Here is an 18,667-nt window from a genome sequence, read left to right on the forward strand (position 1 = left end):
AACGCGGGCTACTTGGAAAACCTCTGGATGAGCATGGCGATGATGATGATGACCCCCTGCACCGCGGCCACGAGGTACTCGGAAACGAAGTCCGAAAGCACCATCAGGTTGGCGATGAGTTCGAGGATGACGGCTCCGGCAACGGTCCCCCATACCCGCCCCTTGCCGCCTCGCAACGCCGTGCCGCCGATGACGACGGCGGTAATGACCTGCAGCTCCCACAGAACACCGGTGGTCGGCGTTGCGGCGCCCAGGCGGGGCACGTAGCAGATGGCCGCGATCGCGACGCACACACCCTGGATCAGGTAGGCCAGGGTCCGGGTCTTGATGACGGAAATTCCCGAATAGCGGGCCACGTCCTCGTTGGCGCCGACGGCGGCACATTTGCGGCCGTACTTCATCCTGTAGAGGATGAAGGAGCCGACCGCCGCCACCGCAAGCGAGATGAGGATCGGCACTGGAATACCCACCACCGTGCCGAAATAGACCGGCCGATAGGCTTCGCGCAGGGTGCGGTCGATCGGGATCGTTCCCCCGTCGGACATGTAGGTGATCAGCGCGCGGAAGATACCCATCGTTCCCAACGTGGCGATGAACGGCTCTATCCTGCCGACCGTGACGATCAGGCCGTTGGCCAATCCACATGCTCCTCCGGCGACAATGGCGATCGCCATGCCCGCGGGAATGGCCCAGGCGCCATAACTGGGAGCCATCATGTTCATGAACATGATGGTGATGCCGGTGATGAACGCAGCCATGGAGCCGACGGAAAGATCGAGACCGCCGGACGAGATCACGAATGTCGCGCCCACGGCGATGATCGCAATGAAGGCGCTACGGGTGATGACATTGCCGAGATTGGTGGCCGAGAGGAAATCGGGATTGATCGCAAAGCCGATGACCAGGAGCGCGGCAAGGGCGAGGAACGGCCCAGCATCGGCCCAGGTGACAAAAAATTCCTTGTCGCGCGCGAGACGGGCGGTCTGGCTGATGGTTGTCATGATCTCCCCCCTCGGGCGACGCTTCCGGCGCCAGCATCGCTGGTCGCCAACAATGCAATGTTCTTTTCGGTCATCTCGTCTCCGGAGACTTCGCCCGTGATCCGCCCTTGGCGCATGACCAGGATGCGGTCGCAGATGCCGATCAGCTCCTGCATCTCGGACGAGATGACGATGCAGGCCTTGCCCTGGGCGACGAGCTGCTGGATGAAGGCGTAGATTTGCGCCTTGTTGGCGATGTCGATGCCGCGTGTCGGCTCGTCGATGATGACGACCGACGGATCGGTCAGGAGCACTTTGGCGAGCAGCAGTTTTTGCTGGTTGCCGCCCGAAAGCTGGCCGGCCCTGGCGCGCATGCTCTTCAGGCGGATGTCGTAGTTCTCCACCGCCTCCGCGAGCGCCTCGGCCTCCCGGGCACGGCGCATGTAAAACCCTGGATGGAAGCGGGCGAGCGCCGAGAGCGTCAGATTCGCAGCAAGGCGTTCCTGCAGCAAGAGGCCCTTGCCCTTGCGATCCTCCGTCAGATAGCCGATGCCTGCCTCGATCGCTTCGCGCTGGGAGCGGATGTGGATGGGCTTGCCGTTCAGCTCCACATCCGCAACCGCGGGGCGCAATCCCACGATGCCCTCGAACAGCTCGGTCCGGCCGGCGCCGATCATGCCGGCGAAGCCAAGGATCTCGCCCTTGTGGACGGTGAAGGAGATGTTTTCGGCAAATCCCGCGACACGGGCGTTCCGGACGCTGAGGATCGCCTCGGCCGTCTTGAACGCTCCCTTCGGGGGGTAGAGCGCCGCCAGCTCGCGGCCGACCATGAGCTGCGCCATCTCCATCTGGCTCAGCGTGCGGCCCGGATAGGTGCCAACCATCTTGCCATCGCGCAATACGGTCACCCGATCGGCCAGCCTCTGCACTTCGTCGAGCCGGTGGCTGATGTAGAGAACGGCGATGCCCTCGGACTTCAGGCGAAAGATGATCTCGAGAAGCCTCTCGACTTCTTCGCCGGTCAGCACCGCCGTGGGCTCGTCGAAAATCACGAGCTTGTGGTGATCGAGCAGCGCGCGGGCGATCTGAACGAGCTGCCGATCCGCCAGCGCCACGTTCCGCACGAGCGCGTTGGGAGAAATGTGGCATCCGAGCTCTGCGAGCTTTTCCGCCGTCCTGCGCCTCATCGTGCGGTCGTCGACCATGCCGTTCCGGGTCAACTCCTGTCCGAGGAAGACGTTTTCGGCGACGGTCAATCCATCGGCAAGGAGGATCTCCTGGTGGACGAGCGCAATTCCGGCATCTTGCGCCGCATGCGGATTGGCGAAGCTGACCGGCTTGCCCTCCAGGAACAGAGCCCCGTCCGTCGGGTCGGCATAGCCGGACAAGAGGCGCATCAAGGTCGACTTGCCCGCGCCGTTTTCTCCGATGATGGCGTGTATTTCACCGGGAACGATGTCCAGCGAGATGTCCGACAGAACCGTTACCGCGCCATACTGCTTGCCTAAGCCCTCCGCGCGCAGCAACGCCGAGGCATGCTGCCCAGTGCTGCGGCTGACGTCATGAGACGGCGTGTGGTCCTCAAGCACGTCGACGCTCTCGGCAGCGGACATCGACTCAGTCCCGCTCGAATGCCGGCAGCAGCCGGTCTCGCGAACGCTCGATGTGAAGGCGCATGGCTTTTGCTGCGGCTTCAGGGTCGCGGGCCGCAAACGCATCGAGCAGGGCCTGGTGCTCGTCCAGCGCCTCTTCGGTGACGCGCCAATGGAACATCAGGCGGAAAATATGGAAATGGGTGTGCTGGAAGCTCAGCGTCTGCCGGATGAGCTGATTTCCGGCGAACTCCATGATCTTGTCGTGAAAGACCCCATCCTGACGGGCAAAGGTGGAATAGTGGAGGCGCTCGTCCTTGTCGTCGCGGCGGGCCATCACTCCGGCAGCGTCCTGCAGGACCTTGAGCTTCTCCTCATCCATTGAGGCCGCTGCCTTTGCAGCCCCATCCGGCTCCAGAAGCAGGCGCAGCTCGTAAAGCTCGTCAAAGCGGCGCCGCGTGATCTGCGGCGCGGCCCGATAGCCCACCAGATGCGTCTTGACCACCAGCCCTTCGCCTTCCAGGCGCCCCAGCGCCTCGCGAATGGGCGTGTGGGAAACATTGAACTGCTTGACGAGCGTGTCGACGGTGATCCGCTCGCCCGGAGCGATCTTCAGCGACATGAGCTGCGCAAAGATCGCCTCATACACGTCATCCGAGAGACTGTTGGCGCGATGGATATGATGGGTTCCATCGGGCGCATCCGAAAGCCTGGGTGAATTCATGACCTGCCGTCTTTTTTCGTCTTGACAGGTCGCATCGCTAGCATGGATGCTTCGCGTAATGCAATACTATATCCTATACGATTTTATATAGGAGACGATTTTATTTCTGCTCCGGGCGCGCTCTGCGCTCGCCAGCGGTTCTCTTGGAGGAGAGTTCTGCCTTGAAAAAACTAGCTTTTCCCTGGTTTCCATTGGCTCGCGGTTCAGCGCTGGGCCAATTTCCCGTAGCCTTGCTGCGCTTGCTGAATGCCACGGTCCGGATAGCCCCCTACGCGACCAAGGCCGCAGCCTTGATGCTTGCGGCACCATTTCGGCTGCGCGCCACGGCCAATCTCAAGCCGTGGGCTGCCGCCCTTCCGAGATCACGTGCTCTTTCCCCCGCCTTCGAAGGAAATCGATAATGACGCTCTATGCCGCCATGAGGCTGCCGCGGGAGATTCTGTTTGGACAAGGCCAGCGCCGGGCATTGCCCAGCGTCGCCCTGAAGCACGGCAAGCGGGCCTTGATCTGTACCGACGAGCGCTTTGCAGGCACCGAGCTCTTCGCCGAAATATTGCAAGGGCTGAAGGCAGCAGCAATCGATGCTGTCGTCTACGATCGTGTCTTGCCTGACGTTCCCCGTGACACGGTCGCCTCATGCGTGGAGGAGGTTCGCTCCTTCCTTCCGGATATGGTGATGGGCATCGGCGGCGGCAGTTGCCTGGACATGGCCAAGTGCGCGGCATTGCTGCTCACGCATGGGGGCGCGCTCCCGGACTATTATGGGGAGTTCAAGGTGCCTGGCCCGATCTTGCCGGTCATCGCGGTGCCGACGACCTCTGGCACCGGATCGGAAGTGACGCCGGTGGCCGTGATCTCCGATCCCGACCGAACGCTGAAGGTGGGGATTTCCAGCCCCCATCTCATCGCCTCCTGCGCCATCTGCGATCCCGACCTGACTTTGACATGCCCGGCGGGTTTGACGGCGATAGCGGGCGCCGACGCGCTGACGCATGCCATCGAGGCCTTCACTGCCGCAAGGCGCGGCAACGGCCACGAGCTCGCCCAGCGGCACGTCTTCGTCGGCAAGAATGCCATGAGCGACCATTTTGCGCTGCTTGCGATCAGGCTGCTCGGGCGCAGCCTGGAAAAGGCATGCCGCGATGGCTCCGACGAGGCGGCCCGCGCCGATGTGATGATGGGCGCTCTTGCCGCCGGCTGCGCCTTCGGCACAGCGGGAACCGCCGCCGCGCACGCCGTCCAGTACCCCGCAGGCGCCCTCACCCACACCGCGCACGGCCTGGGGGTCGCGACCATGTTGCCCTATGTGATGAATTATAACCGGGCGGTCGCCGCCGCCGAGATCGCGCAGATCGGCGCGGCCCTGGGGCTCGACGTCACCGGCCGCGGCACCGAGGAGATGGCCGATGCGACGATTGCCGAAATCGGCAGGCTCTTCGCCGCAATAGGCATCACGCCGACTCTCGCTTCTTTGGGGCTTCCCGCCGACAAGCTCGACTGGACGGCAGAGCAAGCCCTCGGCATCGACCGGCTCATCAAGAACAACCCCCGCACCTTCGATCTCGCTGCAATGAGGCGTCTCCTCCAGGCCGCCTATGACGGCGACCTTGCCGCTTCCGCCGTCTGACAATCAGGACCTCCGATGAACATTTCCCATCAGTCTGCCCATCAACACGACATCAGCGCCTTTTCGCGCGGCCTCTATATAGACGGCGAATGGCGTCCGTCCGGAAGCGGAGAGCTGATCGAGGTCGTCGATCCTTCGACTGAAGCCGTGATCGCCGCGGTTCCGGACGCGACCCTCGAAGACGCCGCAGCAGCCGTCGAGGCGGCCGCCAGGGCTGCCGCCGGCTGGCGCGAGACGGCACCGCGCAAGCGCTCCGAGATCCTCCGGCGCTGTTTCGAGCTCATGGTCGAGCGATCGGAAATGCTCGCGACCCTGATTTCGCTGGAAAACGGCAAGGCGCTGCGCGATGCGCGCGGCGAGGTCGCCTATGCCGCGGAGTTCTTTCGCTGGAACGCGGAAGAAGCAGTCCGCATCACGGGCGAATACGCAATCGCGCCCGGCGGCACGAACCGCATAGTGGTCGACCATCAGCCGATCGGCATCTGCGTGCTCATCACGCCGTGGAATTTCCCGGCCGCGATGGCGACCCGCAAGATCGCGCCGGCTCTCGCGGCCGGCTGCACGGTAATCCTCAAGCCTGCCAGTGAAACGCCGCTGACCGCCTTTGCGCTCGCGGCCCTCTACGAGGAAGCCGGCGTTCCGCCAGGCGTCGTCAACGTTCTGACGACGTCGCGGCCCGGCCCCCTCACTGCGGCGATGCTGGCCGATCCTCGCGTGCGCAAGCTGTCCTTTACCGGATCGACCGGCGTTGGCCGGGTGCTGCTCGCGGAGGCCGCGAAGAACGTCATCTCCTGCTCGATGGAGCTTGGCGGAAATGCGCCATTCATCGTCTTCGACGATGCCGATCTTGAGGCCGCGCTCGATGGCGCCATGATCGCCAAGATGCGCAATGCCGGCGAAGCCTGCACGGCGGCAAACCGCATCTATGTCCAATCGGGCATCTACCAGGCCTTTGCGGAAGGCCTGCGAAGCCGCATGGCAGCTTTGAGGGTGGGAGCCGGCGTCGACAGCGCGACGGAATGCGGCCCCATGATCACGCGCAGGGCGGTCGAAAAGCTCGACCGCCTGGTGACCGACGCCGTCTCCCGCGGCGCGCAGGTTCTTTGCGGCGGCGTCGTTCCTGAAGGAAGCGGTTTCTTCTACCCGCCAACCGTCCTGTCGGACGTGCCAGCCGATGCCGAGATGGCGCATGAGGAGATATTCGGACCTGTCGCGCCGCTTTCGCGCTTCGATAGCGAGGATGAAGTCATCGCCAAGGCAAACGACACCGAATATGGCCTTGTCGCTTACATCTACACGCGCGATCTTGCGCGCGGAATGCAGGTGGGGTCAAAGATCGAAGCGGGCATGATCGCCCTCAACCGGGGGCTCGTGTCCGATCCGGCTGCGCCATTCGGGGGGATGAAGCAAAGCGGCCTGGGGCGAGAAGGCGGCCAGCACCACGGCATCGCCGAGTTCCTCGAGATGAAATACTTCGCCGCCAGCTTTTGAGAGGGCAGATGGCATCGACGACCGACCCTTTCCGCATCCGCGATCATGTTGCCGAGTTCGACGATATCGTTCGCGAAATCGTCAGCAGAAGCGAGAAGACGCGCCTGCAACTGCCCATGGTCGCCGATGTCGCCTATGGCGCCGACCCGACCGAGACCGTCGATCTCTTCTTTCCGGCCGTCCGGCAGGAAAGCATGCCGGTGCACATGTTCATCCACGGCGGCTACTGGCGGATGTTCTCCAAGCGCGACTATTCCTATGTCGCCGAAACCGTCACCAAGGCCGGGGCAATCGCCGTCATTGTCGACTATGCCCTGATGCCGTCGGTCAGGATGGCTACAATCGTCGACCAGGTGCGACGGACAAAACGCTGGATTGTCGACCACATCGCCGAGTTCGGCGGCGACCCGGCGCGGCTGACGGTGAGCGGCCACTCCGCCGGCGCGCATCTCGCGACATTCCTGTTCAACGAAGCGGAAAGGCCATCGAGCATACAGGCTGCGCTGCTGCTCGGCGGTCTCTACGAACTCGAGCCGCTGCAATCATCCTTCCTGCAGAGCGAGATCGGCATCACCAACGGGGAAGTCGCCAGCTTTACGCCCTTGACCCACCGGCATGACCGGAACACCAGGGTCGCGATCATGGTCGGAGCAGACGAAACCCCGCCCTTCCACGATCAGGCGGAGAAATTCGCGAACTCCCTTCGGTCGCAGGGCCTGCCGGTCTCATCCATAACTTTGGCCGGCCGCAATCATATGGATAGCGTCAGAGACCTAGGAATCGCCTCCTCCGAGGCTGGTCGGCGTTTGATGGAGGTCATAGAGCTTGGGTATGACGCAGCACCCGCGATGCACCCAAGCGTCATCTAGTGCGGCCAGCCCGTGTTAATACTTTCCGGGACCAGACATCGTCCGGCAGTGGTGCCGAAGAGCCGTCCACGGCGAATCGGCGCCGTCTGAGCGCTGTGGGATCGTACCCGTTGTAGCCCCTGCGCCATTCTTCCCTTCGTCCGGCGTCGTCACAGCGCTCATGACAATCGGATGTCCGGTAGTCGACTGCCTTGGCACGCGCGATCTTTGTGCCACGGAACCGCTGCCGGATATAGCGGCTCTTCGCCAACAAAACCCACTAAAAGCTTTGCACGACTGCCCACGACATCTGCCATATCATTCCATCCAGTAGAATATAATTTCATCTGTTGACATTATGTACCCTTCGTGGAAGGTTCCCCGCCAACGGAGGCTAGGGGGGCCATGCTCTATTTTGCCGAGGCAGACAGCCGGGGCGCGATCGAGATTGCGCTTGCGGCGCAGATTATCGACGACACCTACCGTGCCATCGGGGAAGGGCGCGTCCATGCGTCGGCGCCGTCTATGATGCGGATCGGAACCACGCCGCACCGCCTGGGGGCCAAGGGTGCCGTGCTCGACCATCTCGGCGTTGCCGGCGTCCGGCTTACCTCTCGCGCCGCGCCGCGGCTGATGCTGTGGTCGCTCGAGACAGGTGAACCGGTTGCCTTCTTTGACGAGCGTACGATGTACAGGTTCCGCACCGGGGTTTCAGCGGCGGTCGTCGCGGGATACCTGCTGCGGGCGCGTCCGCTTCGCCGCGCCGCCATCATCGGCGCCGGCCCGATAGCAAGCCAGATTGCCCTGGCAATCCATGAACTGCTGAAGCCGTCACAGATCGTCGTCGCATCGCGCAGTCCAGAGTCCGCGGAGCGTTTCGCCGCCGATTGTCGTGCCTCCGGGCTTCCGGCCTCTTCCGCGCAATCCGCCCCTGAGGCAGTGCATGAGGCGGACCTTGTCGTCACGATCACCACCGCCAATGAAGTGCTCGTGCGGCGCGAGCATCTGAAGGATGGGGCGACGGTTCTTTCGATGGGCGGCGGCCTTGAGATCGACCACGTAATCTGGGCCTCGGCTGCCGTTCGCTTCGTCGACGACCTCAGCTACGCGCTCCTCCAGGGAGATGCCCATGCCTGGATAGCGGGCGGCCTTATCGATGCGGCCGGGTTCGAGGCGAGCCTTTCCGGCACGATCGGCGAACTCGCTGCAGGGCGCGTTCCGGACCGGCCGTCTGACGGCATCGCCATGGCGATCGTGCAGGGAACCACCGCGCTCGATATCGCACTCGCACACGCAGTCTACGACGCCAGGCTGAACAACAGGAACAACTAGACGATGTCGAACGACTTTCTCGACCGCCTTTGCGACGCGGTACTCGAGCCCGCCATCGTCACGACCCGGGAGCAGCGCCGTCTGATCGCGCGCGCCATGGCCGACACGATTGCGGTTGCGGCCGCGGGCTTCCCCGAACCCGTCACCCGCAACGTCCTCGCCGCCTATGGCGGCAACGGGCCGCGCGCCTGGTCCGGAGAACCTTGCGAGAGCGCAGAAGCGGCGATCCTCGTCAACGGCGTCGCCTCGCATGCACTCGATTTCGATGACGTCTATCTTGAAAGCATGGCGCATATCAGCACTGTGCTGTTGCCGGCAGTGCTACGCCACGGCGATGACGATCCGGACGAAGTCATCGCGGCGTTTGCAGCCGGGCTGATTGCCGCCAAGGCAGTTGCGCGCCGTGTCGGTCCCGGCCACTACCACAAGGGCTTTCACGGCACCGGCACGATCGGCACTTTTGCCGCTGCCGCTGCCTGCGGGCGCCTGGCCGGCCTCGACCCGGCGCAGATGGCCAACGCGCTCGCCATCGCGGCATCGCTGTCGAGCGGGCTTCAGGCGAATTTCTCGACCCAGACCAAGCCGGTCCATGCGGGCTTCGCCGCTGCTGCAGGCTATCGCGCGGCGCGGCTTGCGAGAGCCGGCGTCACCGGCTCTCGCACGGTGTTTTCAGAGCGTGGCTATCCCGGCCTCTATGGGGCAGGCGACGGCGAGGAAGCGCCTGGAAATGACGCGTTCGAGCTTCGGCCCGACCTCATCTCGGTCAAGCTCTTTCCCTGCTGCTATGCATCGCATCGTCTTGTCGGCATCGCGCTGGACGCGCGCGCCGCGCTCGGCGACAAAGCCCTGCAACCTGGTGCGCGCTACACGCTCAGCGTGCCCGCCTCCAGCATCGGTCTCCTGAAGCACAACCGCCCTCGTGACGGGATGCAGGCGAAATTTTCAGCCACCTATCCCTTTGCGGTGGCGCTTCTGCGCGGCACGCCGACCCTTGCCGACTTTACTGACAGCGGGGTGGGCGAGGCAAAAATGACGCAACTGATGGAGCGTTTGGAGATCGTCGAGGACGAGACCCAACCGAGCGGCGGCGATATCGAGTTCGGCCAGGTTGCGCTGACCATCGAAATGCCGTCGGGCGGCCAGCGGCGTTTCGTTCGCGCGGCGCTTCCGGGCTCTCCGCTCGACCCGCCCGCGCCGGATGCGCTGAGAGAAAAGCTTGCCGGCTGCCTCTCGGTCTACGAGCGGTGGAGCGGCCAGGCGTTTCCGCTGCCCGCCCGGGCGCCGGGCCTCGGAATCGAAGGCTGGCTGCCAGATGCGGCCAATGCCGGGGATGACCATGCACCTGATACATACGGAGTGAAGTCTTGAGCGTACAAATGATCGATCTTGTCAAAATCCTGCGCACGCCGCTTGAGCTTAACGCCAAGCCGGGCGACAAGATCCTGATCGTCACCGACACGGCGATCGAAACGGTGCTCTGGCAGTCGCTCGCCGCTGCCGCAGGCACCATGGGCATCGAATATACGATCGCGATGATGTCGCCGCGCGCAACCCACGCGCTGAACCCGACCAGCGCGATCTGCTCGGCCGCCAAGGACCCCGACACCGACCTGGTGATCTATCTGACCAGCACGGCTCTGGCGCATTCGCCGCTCAACGCCGAGTTGCTGGAGATTGGCAAGCGTCACCTGCTGATGGAAGAGCTGACGACGGCAATGCTGAACCCCGACGGTCCGGCAGGAGCCGACTACCCGGCGATGAATGTGCTCGGCAAGAAGGTTGAGAAGATCTTCAGCGACGGGAAGACTATCCGCGTCACCTGCCCGAACGGCACCGACCTGACCGCAAGCATCGAGGGCCGTCCCGGCCGGGCGATCACCGGCAAGGTGTTCCAGATGCGCGAGAACGGCGGCGGCGGATGCGCGTTCCCGGATGGCGAGACCCACATCTGCCCGGTTGAGGGCACCGGCGAGGGCCGTGTGGTATTCGACCTGACGGCGCACTCGGTCGGCGCGCTCAAGGAGCCGATCATCCTGACGATCGAGAAGGGCTTCGTCACCAAGATCGAGGGCGGCGCCCAGGCTGACGTCTGGAAGAACATCCTCGCGACGCATGGCGATGCCGGAAGCTACAACGCGCCCGCAGAGATCGCCCTCGGCCTGAACCCCAAGGTGAAGCCTGTCGGCTCCATGCGTACCGACAAGAAGATGTATGGCACGGCCCATATCGGCCTTGGCGATACCGTCACGCTCGGCGGCACCTGCCACGCGAAGCTGCGTCTGGAAGGCGTCATCAGCAAACCCGAAATCACAGTCGACGGCGTCGTTGTGTCCAGCCAGGGCAAGATACTCGTCGACTAAGTCCCAAAACTATCGGAGCGCCAGGGCCACTGGCGCTCCGACGCACCAATACAGCCGGAGGAAATCCAACCATGACACGTAAACTGCTTGCCACACTTGCCGCCAGTGCCGCCGCGCTGCTCATTGCATCGGGTGCCGCTCTGGCCCAGTCGGTCACGCTGACACTGGCACACCAATATCCGAGCACGCAGCCGATCGGCGACGGCTACAATCTCTGGGCCAAGCGCGTTGAGGAACTGAGCAACGGCGACATCAAGGTCCGCGTCTTTCCAGGTAGCACGCTGATCGGCAGCGACGAGTCCTTCTCGGCGGTTTCGACCGGCTCCGTCAGCGCCTCGAACATGATCGGCGGTTTCCAGGGAGGTGACATCCCGGAACTGGGAGCGATCACGATGCCGTTCCTTTTCGACGATTACGGCCACTACAAGCGTGCGGTCGACGGCGGCCTGCGCGAGCTGGTTTCGGGCTGGTACGAGGCGAAGAACATCAAGCTGTTGAGCTTCTTCCCGAAGGGCAACGACCAGGTCTTCCACAAGTCGAAATTCCTGACCAATCCGGAGGACTTCGTCGGCGCCCAGATTCGCGGCGTCGGCGGCGTATCCGACGCTGTGCTGACCGCTCTGGGAGCCAAGGTCGTGCGCCTGCCCACCACTGAAGTGACGCAGGGCCTGCAGCGCGGCGTCGTCGACGGCATCGTCACCAATTGCGTTGCCCATATCGGCCGCTCCTGGTTCGAGCAGGCGCCCTATGCTTCCGTCGTCTCGCTCAAGAACGACATCGAGAGCCTCGGCCTCAATCTCGATGTCTGGAAGGGATTGACCGAGGAACAGCAGAAGGTCGTGCTGGACGCGGCATCCGAAATGGAAGCATTCGAGTGGGAACTGATGGAGCGCGTCGAATCCAAGGACTGCTTCGCAGATTGGGAAGAGCGCAAGGTCAACGTCCAGGTCACCACACCTGAGCAGAAGGCTGCCCTGAAGGCGGCCGTCGCATCGGTCTATGACGACTACAGGGTGACGCTGCCAATTCTCGACGACGTGCTGAAGATCGTAGAAGCGGCGCGCTGACGCATCGGTGGACGACGAGGACTTCCCAATGTCTCACAATTCAGGTCACTCGGACGATACGATCGAACCGATTGGACAGAACCCACTGGAGAAGATCGCAACTGGGGCAGTGCATGTGGCTGCGCTCATCCTCCAGATCGCGGCGGTGGCCCTCGTCGTCAATGCCGCCTATCGCTACACGGTTGGAGGCGGGTTCACGCTCATCTCCGAAGCGACCCGCTTCTCGCTCTTGATCGTGGTGTTCCTCGGTCTCGCCGGCACCCATATCGTCGGCGGGCACGTCCGCGTCGACCTCTTGCTGTCGGCGCTGCCGGATCGCGCCAAGGAACTGATCGCCGGCTATCTCGTGCCTGTCGCGAGCATCTTCCATCTCAGCCTTCTCGGGTGGTCGGGCTGGGTGGCGACGGCCCAGATGTTCGCCCAGGGAACGACTACGCCGAGCCAGCCATACATCACGCTCTGGCCGATCGCCTCGGTAATTCCGATCGGCTGCGGCCTTCTGGTTCTTATTCTTCTGCTTCATCTCGTGCGCCGTATTTCCCGGGCGAAAACCCGTGATCTGACCACGCAAGACTGATCGCCTCACGGGAGATACAAAATGAATATCGGTATCACTACCGGTCTGGTGACCGCCGGTCTGATTGCGCTGCTGCTGCTTGGCATTCCCATCGCCTATGTCCTTGGCATGACGGGCATCTTTGGCCTGTTCTCGGCAACCGGGGGGACCAGCGCTTGGCTGTCGCTGACTTCCGGCGCAGCGCTCCACCTGTCCAGCTCCAGCCTGCTCGCCATCCCGCTCTTCATGCTGATGAGCGCCTACATCACCGAGAGCGGCATGGGGCCGAAGCTGCTCGACTTCACCGACAAGTGGTTCTCGAAGATGCCTGGGGCGCTCTACAATGCAGCCCTTGCGGCTTGCGGCGCCTTCTCGACCCTTTCCGGATCGAGCGTCGCGACTGCCGGCGCCATTGGCGGCGTCGTCATTCCCGAGTTCAAGCGCCGCGGCCTCAACGTCAAGCGAGGCATGGGCGCGGTGGCCGCCGGCGGCACGCTGGGCGTCCTCATTCCGCCGAGCACCGCCTTCATCATTTATGGCGAACTCACCGAAACTTCGGTTGCCCGCCTGTTCATGGCGGGTGTCGTTCCAGGCGTGCTGATCCTGGCGGTGTTCATCGTCTACACGATGATCGTGTCGCATGCGGAAGAGCGCAAGGCGCCGCCGGTCGACACGCCAGACGTGACCTGGGTGGAACGCTGGGCGTCGCTGCGCCAGATCTGGTCGGCCATCGTGCTGATGGCGGCGGTTCTCGGCGGCATCTTCTTCGGCGTGGTCACCCCGACCGAAGCCGCCGCCCTCGGCGCCCTCTCCGCGATGCTGACCGGCGTCTACGTGCTCAAGGGGCTGAGCTGGAAGGGCGTGCACCGGGCCGCCGTCCGTTCGATCTACTCGATCACCATGATCGGGACGATCCTGCTCGGCGGCCTCATCCTCGGCCGCGCGGTCACCATGCTCGGCATCTCGCAGGATCTGGTCGATCTGATCCAGGGCACCGGCCAGCCTGGCTGGATGGTGATCATGTGGATCATGCTGCTGCTGCTGTTCCTGGGCATGTTCCTCGACGGCGCGGCGATGACCGTCATCACCATTCCGCTGCTGTTTCCGGTGATCACCTCCTATGGCTACGACCCGGTCTGGTTCGCCATCATCTTTGTCGTCAACACCGAGATCGGCCTGCTCACCCCGCCGGTCGGCATGAACCTCTTTGTTGTGAAGGCGATTTCGGGCGAGCCGATGATCGATGTGGTGAAGGGTGCTTTGCCCTACACGTTGCTGTTGGGCTTGATGCTGATCGTCCTCATCATCTTCCCGCAGATCAGCCTGTGGCTGCCCGACTTGCTGCTTGGTCCCCGCTGATTTTCTTGACAACAATCTGCCGACCCTGAACAAGGGTCGGCAAGTTCTACTGAGTTGAACGCAGGCTGCCGTATGACCACGAAAGATGCTGCACGTCTTGACGGACCGATCGTTCGTTGTGTGAAGCTCATCCGTCTGCTGGCGGAGATAGATAGCGACATCTCGATCAAGGACGCGGCAAGTCATCTGGATCTGCCCGCAAGCACCACGCATCGCCTGCTGCGCGTGCTCATGCAGGAAGGGATGGTCGCCAAGGACCCCAAGACATCCCGCTATCGTGCAGGCATAGACCTCGAGCGGCTGGGTTCGCTTCTCAGCTACAAGAAGGGGTTCCGGGACCTTACGCTTCCTTACCTGGAACGGATCGTCGCCCAGTGCGGAGAGGCCTGCATGTTTGTTGCCTACCTTCCGGCAACCCATCAGGTCAGCGTCATGGCAGCTGTAAACTCGCTGCACCCCTTGCGCTACGAGATGGAGCTGTACGTTCCGCATACCGTTTTATGGGGCGCGACGGGAAGGTCGATTCTCGCCTTCCTTCCGGAAGAAGAGCAGCGTGCCATCGCAGCCAAGGGTGACCGCTCACCCGCAACCGGTGCTCCTCCACCCGCGTGGGAAATCCTGAAAGCGGAACTCGACGCAATCAGGGATCGCGGCTACGTACTGACACGCAGCCAGAAATTGAGTGGTGCCGTCGGTATCGGGGCTCCTGTCAGAAACGGCAGTGCCACCGTCATCGGAAGCTTTTGCATCACAGTTCCGGAAATCCGGTTCGACCCCGGAAAGGAAAAGGCTCTCGCAACCTCGTTAATCGAGCAGGCCGCGGAGTTCAGCGCATCTATCGGATTCCGTTCTCGCTAACTCGCGTAGGGGCGTGCAGTGGGCCGGGGCCGCACAAAGGCGGGTGCAGCTCTGCGCTTCACCCCCGCGACTGTTGGCCTTCAGCCACTGAGTCGCCCGCCTCTATTGGCGATACACCGTCCACCAGCAGCCAGCTTCCGCGACACGCTCAATGGATGCGCGCCGCCCGGCGTCACTCCATGCCCAGCGCGGCCTTGTAGAGGTCGAGGATAGCTTCCTCTTCCTGACGCTCGGCAGCATCCTTCTTGCGCAGGCGGATGATGGTGCGCAGCGCCTTGGTGTCGAAACCGGTGCCTTTTGCCTCGGCAAAGACGTCCTTGATGTCGTCGGCGATTGTCTGCTTCTCTTCCTCAAGGCGCTCGATGCGCTCGATGAACGCGCGCAACTGGCCCGCGGCAACGGTCTGGCTGGTTTCGGTGATCTCGTCGGCCATTCTTATGCTCCGGATGAAAAAGCCGCGACTCGGCGCGGCGTATGGGTAGCCGTTCGATGCCTTACCCGTCCTGAGGGGTCAAGGGCGGAATGGCAACACAATCGTCCGGAAAATGCGAGAGGCCGTCAGTGGTCCTTCGGCCGGCTTGCCTCGAACCGGGCCTTCTGCGCGTCGGAAGCCTCGGTCTGGTACTTCGCCTGCCACTCGGCATAAGGCATGCCGTAGACGATCTCTCGCGACTCTTCCTTTGATAGGGCCACGCCGCTCTCCTCGGCGGCTTCGCGATACCAGTTGGAGAGGCAGTTGCGGCAGAAACCGGCAAGGTTCATCAGGTCGATGTTCTGCACATCGGTGCGCTCGCGCAGGTGCCGGACCAGCCTGCGAAAGGCGGCGGCCTCGAAGTCGCGTTGCTGGTCGTTGCTCAGTTCTGCCATGGCGTCCTCCGTCACAGCGGCCCGGTGCGCGAGCCGAATTGCTTTACCTGATGTATATCGGGGCGATCGTTGATGGCGTCAACGATGGGTGCCAGCCGCGCCGCCCAGTCGTCGGCAGTGGCCTCGTCGGCGATCAGGTCCTGACGGATCTCGATCAGCGCGTGCGCATAGCCGTTGACGATGGCGTGCCTGAACATGGTGTCGCCGCGCAGCGCTCCGTCATAAGGCTCGTTGTCGCCGATGATCAGGGTTCTATCCTGCGCCAGAAGTTCGATCAGCGGCCGCACCGCGCGGTCGTCGCGGTCCCACAGCAGGCCGACATGCCACGGCCGGGTGTGCCCTTGCATGACCGGCGTGAAGGAATGGACGGAGAGCAGGAAAGGCGCCTTTCCGCTTTCCCGCGCCACCGAAGCCACCATCGCCCCGACCGCGTCGTGGTAGGGGCGGTAATATTTCTCGAGCCGCTTCTCGCGCTCTTCGGGCGCCATCGGATAGTTTCCGGGCACCACCGTGCCGTCGTAAAGCTGGCGAATCAGCGTCGGGTCGTCCTCGCCGCGATTGGGATCGATCAGCAGCCGCGAGAAATTGGCCATTATCGCCGGCACGCCGAGCAGCGCCGCGAGCCTTCTCGTCAGCTGCTCCACGCCGATGTCATAGGCTATATGGCGCTGGAACTCGGCAGGCGGCAGGCCAAGGTCGCCATACTCGTCGGGCAGGTCGCGCTTGGCATGATCGGCCAACAGGACGATGCCTCGCTTGCGGTCGCCCTCGACGATTTCGAAGGGGGCAAAAACTGCGGATCGAGTCATGGGCTTGCAACTGTCCCGTCTGGCGGTGTTGATGGGATAGGCTGGTCATTCCACGAAGTCAGGCTGCATGCAATGTCGTTGTTTGGTCAATGTTGTGGCCGAAACCTTATCTGCGCGACCAAACCTGCCGCTCACGTACATCTAAATCGATTGGATTCCGGCCGACGGCGCGTTGACATGCGCCCGGACTTTGCCGAAAAGGAGCACCTGGACATGCCGATACGAAGCAAGAGGGGGTCGAGGATGAGTTTTGCCGTGGCACCGCGCATTCATTCTGCGTGGGCTGCGTTGCTGTTCTCCCTCGTCGTGCCGCTGTTCTTCGTCGTGACTGCAAGCACGGCGCACGCCGATTTTCGGGTGTGCAATGCCACGCAGAACCTGGTTGGCGTCGGCATCGGCTACCGCGCCAAGGCGGGCTGGGTCACGGAAGGCTGGTGGCATATCGAAGGCTCCACCTGCAAGACACTGATCGAGGGGCCCTTGTCATCGCGGTTTTACTATCTTTATGCAGAGGATGCCGAGCGCGGTGGGCGCTGGGACGGTCCGATAACCATGTGCGTTGCCGAAAAAGAGTTCAAGATCGCTGGCGTGACCGATTGCGTCGCCCGCGGGTTCCAGCGCGCAGGCTTCAAGGAATATGATACGGGCGAGCAGGCAAGCTGGATGGTCCAACTGACCGACGAACCCGCAACGGACGGCGCCGCCGCCGTCACGGGAACCAATTCTCAATGAGACGCAGCCGAAAGGTAAAAATCCTCGCAACGCTTGGTCCGGCCTCCTCCTCCGAGGCCATGATCAAAAGCCTCTTCCAGGCGGGAGCCGACGTCTTCCGCATCAATATGAGCCATGCCGACCACACCCTCATGCGCGAGCTCGTCCGCCGCATTCGGGCGGTCGAGACCGAACTTGGGCGTCCAATCGGCATCCTGGCCGACCTGCAGGGGCCGAAGCTGCGCGTCGGCAAGTTCGCCAATGGCAAGGAAATGCTCGAGATCGGCCAGACCTTCACGCTGGACGACGACCCAAAGCCCGGCGACGCGACGCGAGTTTGCCTGCCGCACCCGGAGATACTGGTCTCGGTGCAGCCGGGGCATCGCCTGCTCATCGACGACGGCCGGCTGGAACTTCGCGCCGTCGCCTGCGACGGCAGGTCGATCACCTGCACGGTTGTCGCCGGCAGCAGGATTTCCGACCGGAAGGGCGTCAGCCTGCCCGACACGGACCTGCCCGTCGGCGCGCTGACGGAAAAGGACCGTTCTGATCTGGATGCGGTTCTGGCCGAGGGCGTGGACTGGATCGCCCTGTCCTTCATCCAGCGCCCGGAGGACCTTGCCGAGGCGCGCAAGATCGCGCGCGGCCGTGCCCTGATCCTGTCGAAGATCGAGAAGCCGCAGGCTGTGTTACGCCTTGCGGAGATCATCGAATTGTCCGACGCGCTGATGGTGGCGCGCGGCGACCTCGGCGTGGAAATGCCGCTGGAAGCCGTGCCCGGCATCCAGAAGCAGATCACCCGGGCCGCGCGGCGCGCCGGCAAGCCGGTGGTGATCGCCACGCAGATGCTGGAATCGATGATTTCTGCGCCGGTGCCGACCCGCGCCGAGGTTTCGGACGTGGCGACGGCCGTGTTCGAAGGGGCGGATGCGATCATGCTCTCGGCCGAGTCGGCGGCGGGGGAATATCCCGTCGAGGCGGTCGCCACGATGAGCCGGATCGCGCAGCGCGTCGAGCAGGACCCCACCTACGCCACCATCATCAACGCGCAGCGTTCCGAGCCGGAGGCGACTGGTGCCGACGCCATTTCGCTGGCCTCGCGGCAGATCGCCGAGACGCTGAAGCTTTCGGCGATCGTTACCTACACCTCTTCCGGCACCACCGGGTTGCGCGCCGCGCGCGAGCGGCCGCAGGTGCCCATCATCGCCTTGTCGCCGGTCGTGGAAACCGCCCGTCGGCTGTCGCTGGTCTGGGGTACGCATTGCGTGGTCACCGAGGATGCCCAGGATCTTGACGACATGGTCAACCGCGCCTGCCGTATCGCCTATGAGGAAGGCTTCGGCCGCCCGGGCGACCGCATCATCATCACTGCAGGTGTGCCGCTGCGCACGCCGGGCGCCACCAACATGCTGCGCATTGCCTATGTGGGGGCGGAAGGGCGTGGCGGTGCCTGAGCCGTTGCTCTGACGCCGTATCTGGAGTTCGG

At 63.4% G+C, this 18,667-nt stretch carries 18 protein-coding genes; 12 read left to right on the plus strand and 6 right to left on the minus strand.

The genetic code is table 11. The annotated features are described in order from the left end of the window. Positions 1 to 8: 8 nt before the first annotated feature. From ABLE86_RS17275 to ABLE86_RS17285, 3 genes are read right to left on the minus strand one after another with little or no spacing between them, the layout of a single operon-like run. Complete coding sequence (locus tag ABLE86_RS17275) at positions 9 to 1,001, minus strand: ABC transporter permease (protein ID WP_348780213.1); 993 nt, start codon at positions 999 to 1,001, stop codon at positions 9 to 11. Continuing rightward, positions 998 to 2,593, minus strand: coding sequence for a sugar ABC transporter ATP-binding protein (locus ABLE86_RS17280; protein ID WP_348780214.1), 1,596 nt, complete (start codon positions 2,591 to 2,593; stop codon positions 998 to 1,000). The genes ABLE86_RS17275 and ABLE86_RS17280 overlap by 4 nt, the downstream gene beginning before the upstream one ends. 4 nt (positions 2,594 to 2,597) lie before the next feature. Beyond that, positions 2,598 to 3,296: a GntR family transcriptional regulator gene (locus ABLE86_RS17285; RefSeq protein WP_348780215.1), complete on the minus strand. Its 699-nt coding sequence runs from the start codon at positions 3,294 to 3,296 to the stop codon at positions 2,598 to 2,600. Positions 3,297 to 3,696: 400 nt separating this feature from the next. On the opposite strand from ABLE86_RS17285, the gene ABLE86_RS17290 reads away from it, so the two are divergent. The 10 genes from ABLE86_RS17290 (at position 3,697) to ABLE86_RS17335 (ending at position 14,794) form a co-directional block, all read left to right on the plus strand. Beyond that, positions 3,697 to 4,923, plus strand: a complete 1,227-nt coding sequence (locus ABLE86_RS17290; protein ID WP_348780216.1) for an iron-containing alcohol dehydrogenase — start codon at positions 3,697 to 3,699, stop codon at positions 4,921 to 4,923. A 15-nt stretch (positions 4,924 to 4,938) separates the two neighbouring features. Next, positions 4,939 to 6,414, plus strand: a complete 1,476-nt coding sequence (locus ABLE86_RS17295; RefSeq protein WP_348780217.1) for an NAD-dependent succinate-semialdehyde dehydrogenase — start codon at positions 4,939 to 4,941, stop codon at positions 6,412 to 6,414. A gap of 8 nt (positions 6,415 to 6,422) precedes the next feature. Continuing rightward, entirely contained in the window at positions 6,423 to 7,283 is an 861-nt protein-coding gene (locus tag ABLE86_RS17300) for an alpha/beta hydrolase (protein WP_348780218.1), read from the plus strand. A gap of 384 nt (positions 7,284 to 7,667) precedes the next feature. Further along, a complete protein-coding gene (locus ABLE86_RS17305; protein WP_348780219.1) occupies positions 7,668 to 8,594 on the plus strand; it encodes an NAD(P)-binding domain-containing protein in 927 nt (308 codons plus the stop codon). Between the two features lie 3 nt (positions 8,595 to 8,597). After that, entirely contained in the window at positions 8,598 to 9,962 is a 1,365-nt protein-coding gene (locus ABLE86_RS17310; protein ID WP_348780220.1) for an MmgE/PrpD family protein, read from the plus strand. Between the two features lie 8 nt (positions 9,963 to 9,970). Next, positions 9,971 to 10,954: a hypothetical protein gene (locus ABLE86_RS17315; protein ID WP_348780221.1), complete on the plus strand. Its 984-nt coding sequence runs from the start codon at positions 9,971 to 9,973 to the stop codon at positions 10,952 to 10,954. 71 nt (positions 10,955 to 11,025) lie between these two features. Continuing rightward, a complete protein-coding gene (locus ABLE86_RS17320; protein ID WP_348780222.1) occupies positions 11,026 to 12,021 on the plus strand; it encodes a TRAP transporter substrate-binding protein in 996 nt (331 codons plus the stop codon). A 28-nt stretch (positions 12,022 to 12,049) separates the two neighbouring features. Continuing rightward, positions 12,050 to 12,598 carry a TRAP transporter small permease gene (locus tag ABLE86_RS17325; protein ID WP_348780223.1) on the plus strand — a complete coding sequence of 183 codons (549 nt, stop codon included), beginning with the start codon at positions 12,050 to 12,052 and terminating at the stop codon, positions 12,596 to 12,598. A 21-nt stretch (positions 12,599 to 12,619) separates the two neighbouring features. Beyond that, positions 12,620 to 13,936 carry a TRAP transporter large permease gene (locus ABLE86_RS17330; protein WP_348780224.1) on the plus strand — a complete coding sequence of 439 codons (1,317 nt, stop codon included), beginning with the start codon at positions 12,620 to 12,622 and terminating at the stop codon, positions 13,934 to 13,936. Positions 13,937 to 14,008: 72 nt separating this feature from the next. After that, positions 14,009 to 14,794: an IclR family transcriptional regulator gene (locus tag ABLE86_RS17335; protein WP_348780225.1), complete on the plus strand. Its 786-nt coding sequence runs from the start codon at positions 14,009 to 14,011 to the stop codon at positions 14,792 to 14,794. A 172-nt stretch (positions 14,795 to 14,966) separates the two neighbouring features. On the opposite strand, the gene ABLE86_RS17340 is transcribed toward ABLE86_RS17335, so the two are convergent. The 3 genes from ABLE86_RS17340 to ABLE86_RS17350 form a co-directional block, all read right to left on the minus strand. Continuing rightward, positions 14,967 to 15,227 (minus strand): DUF2312 domain-containing protein, encoded by a 261-nt coding sequence (locus ABLE86_RS17340; RefSeq protein ID WP_348780226.1) that lies wholly within the window; start codon positions 15,225 to 15,227, stop codon positions 14,967 to 14,969. Between the two features lie 125 nt (positions 15,228 to 15,352). Then, entirely contained in the window at positions 15,353 to 15,661 is a 309-nt protein-coding gene (locus ABLE86_RS17345; protein ID WP_348780227.1) for a DUF1244 domain-containing protein, read from the minus strand. An 11-nt stretch (positions 15,662 to 15,672) separates the two neighbouring features. Further along, positions 15,673 to 16,470: an N-formylglutamate amidohydrolase gene (locus ABLE86_RS17350; RefSeq protein WP_348780228.1), complete on the minus strand. Its 798-nt coding sequence runs from the start codon at positions 16,468 to 16,470 to the stop codon at positions 15,673 to 15,675. Between the two features lie 177 nt (positions 16,471 to 16,647). Here ABLE86_RS17350 and ABLE86_RS17355 point away from each other — a divergent pair, with 177 nt between their 5' ends. Both ABLE86_RS17355 and pyk read left to right on the plus strand, forming a co-directional pair. Then, a complete protein-coding gene (locus ABLE86_RS17355) occupies positions 16,648 to 17,202 on the plus strand; it encodes a DUF1036 domain-containing protein (protein WP_348780229.1) in 555 nt (184 codons plus the stop codon). Then, complete coding sequence (gene pyk / locus ABLE86_RS17360) at positions 17,199 to 18,635, plus strand: pyruvate kinase (RefSeq protein WP_348780230.1); 1,437 nt, start codon at positions 17,199 to 17,201, stop codon at positions 18,633 to 18,635. The genes ABLE86_RS17355 and pyk overlap by 4 nt, the downstream gene beginning before the upstream one ends. Positions 18,636 to 18,667: the final 32 nt, after the last annotated feature.

It is taken from the genome of Mesorhizobium sp. KR2-14, from assembly GCF_040049255.1.
Lineage (GTDB): Bacteria > Pseudomonadota > Alphaproteobacteria > Rhizobiales > Rhizobiaceae > Pseudaminobacter.

Bases quoted from the DNA above. Each gene is read 5' to 3' on its own strand.
- ABLE86_RS17340 (WP_348780226.1), bottom strand. From the start codon at position 15,227: ATGGCCGACGAGATCACCGAAACCAGCCAGACCGTTGCCGCGGGCCAG.
- ABLE86_RS17355 (WP_348780229.1), top strand. From the start codon at position 16,648: ATGCGCCCGGACTTTGCCGAAAAGGAGCACCTGGACATGCCGATACGA.
- ABLE86_RS17345 (WP_348780227.1), bottom strand. From the start codon at position 15,661: ATGGCAGAACTGAGCAACGACCAGCAACGCGACTTCGAGGCCGCCGCC.
- ABLE86_RS17315 (WP_348780221.1), top strand. From the start codon at position 9,971: ATGATCGATCTTGTCAAAATCCTGCGCACGCCGCTTGAGCTTAACGCC.
- ABLE86_RS17350 (WP_348780228.1), bottom strand. From the start codon at position 16,470: ATGACTCGATCCGCAGTTTTTGCCCCCTTCGAAATCGTCGAGGGCGAC.
- ABLE86_RS17310 (WP_348780220.1), top strand. From the start codon at position 8,598: ATGTCGAACGACTTTCTCGACCGCCTTTGCGACGCGGTACTCGAGCCC.
- ABLE86_RS17285 (WP_348780215.1), bottom strand. From the start codon at position 3,296: ATGAATTCACCCAGGCTTTCGGATGCGCCCGATGGAACCCATCATATC.
- ABLE86_RS17335 (WP_348780225.1), top strand. From the start codon at position 14,009: ATGACCACGAAAGATGCTGCACGTCTTGACGGACCGATCGTTCGTTGT.
- ABLE86_RS17330 (WP_348780224.1), top strand. From the start codon at position 12,620: ATGAATATCGGTATCACTACCGGTCTGGTGACCGCCGGTCTGATTGCG.
- ABLE86_RS17320 (WP_348780222.1), top strand. From the start codon at position 11,026: ATGACACGTAAACTGCTTGCCACACTTGCCGCCAGTGCCGCCGCGCTG.
- ABLE86_RS17300 (WP_348780218.1), top strand. From the start codon at position 6,423: ATGGCATCGACGACCGACCCTTTCCGCATCCGCGATCATGTTGCCGAG.
- ABLE86_RS17275 (WP_348780213.1), bottom strand. From the start codon at position 1,001: ATGACAACCATCAGCCAGACCGCCCGTCTCGCGCGCGACAAGGAATTT.
- ABLE86_RS17325 (WP_348780223.1), top strand. From the start codon at position 12,050: ATGTCTCACAATTCAGGTCACTCGGACGATACGATCGAACCGATTGGA.
- ABLE86_RS17295 (WP_348780217.1), top strand. From the start codon at position 4,939: ATGAACATTTCCCATCAGTCTGCCCATCAACACGACATCAGCGCCTTT.
- pyk (WP_348780230.1), top strand. From the start codon at position 17,199: ATGAGACGCAGCCGAAAGGTAAAAATCCTCGCAACGCTTGGTCCGGCC.
- ABLE86_RS17290 (WP_348780216.1), top strand. From the start codon at position 3,697: ATGACGCTCTATGCCGCCATGAGGCTGCCGCGGGAGATTCTGTTTGGA.
- ABLE86_RS17305 (WP_348780219.1), top strand. From the start codon at position 7,668: ATGCTCTATTTTGCCGAGGCAGACAGCCGGGGCGCGATCGAGATTGCG.
- ABLE86_RS17280 (WP_348780214.1), bottom strand. From the start codon at position 2,593: ATGTCCGCTGCCGAGAGCGTCGACGTGCTTGAGGACCACACGCCGTCT.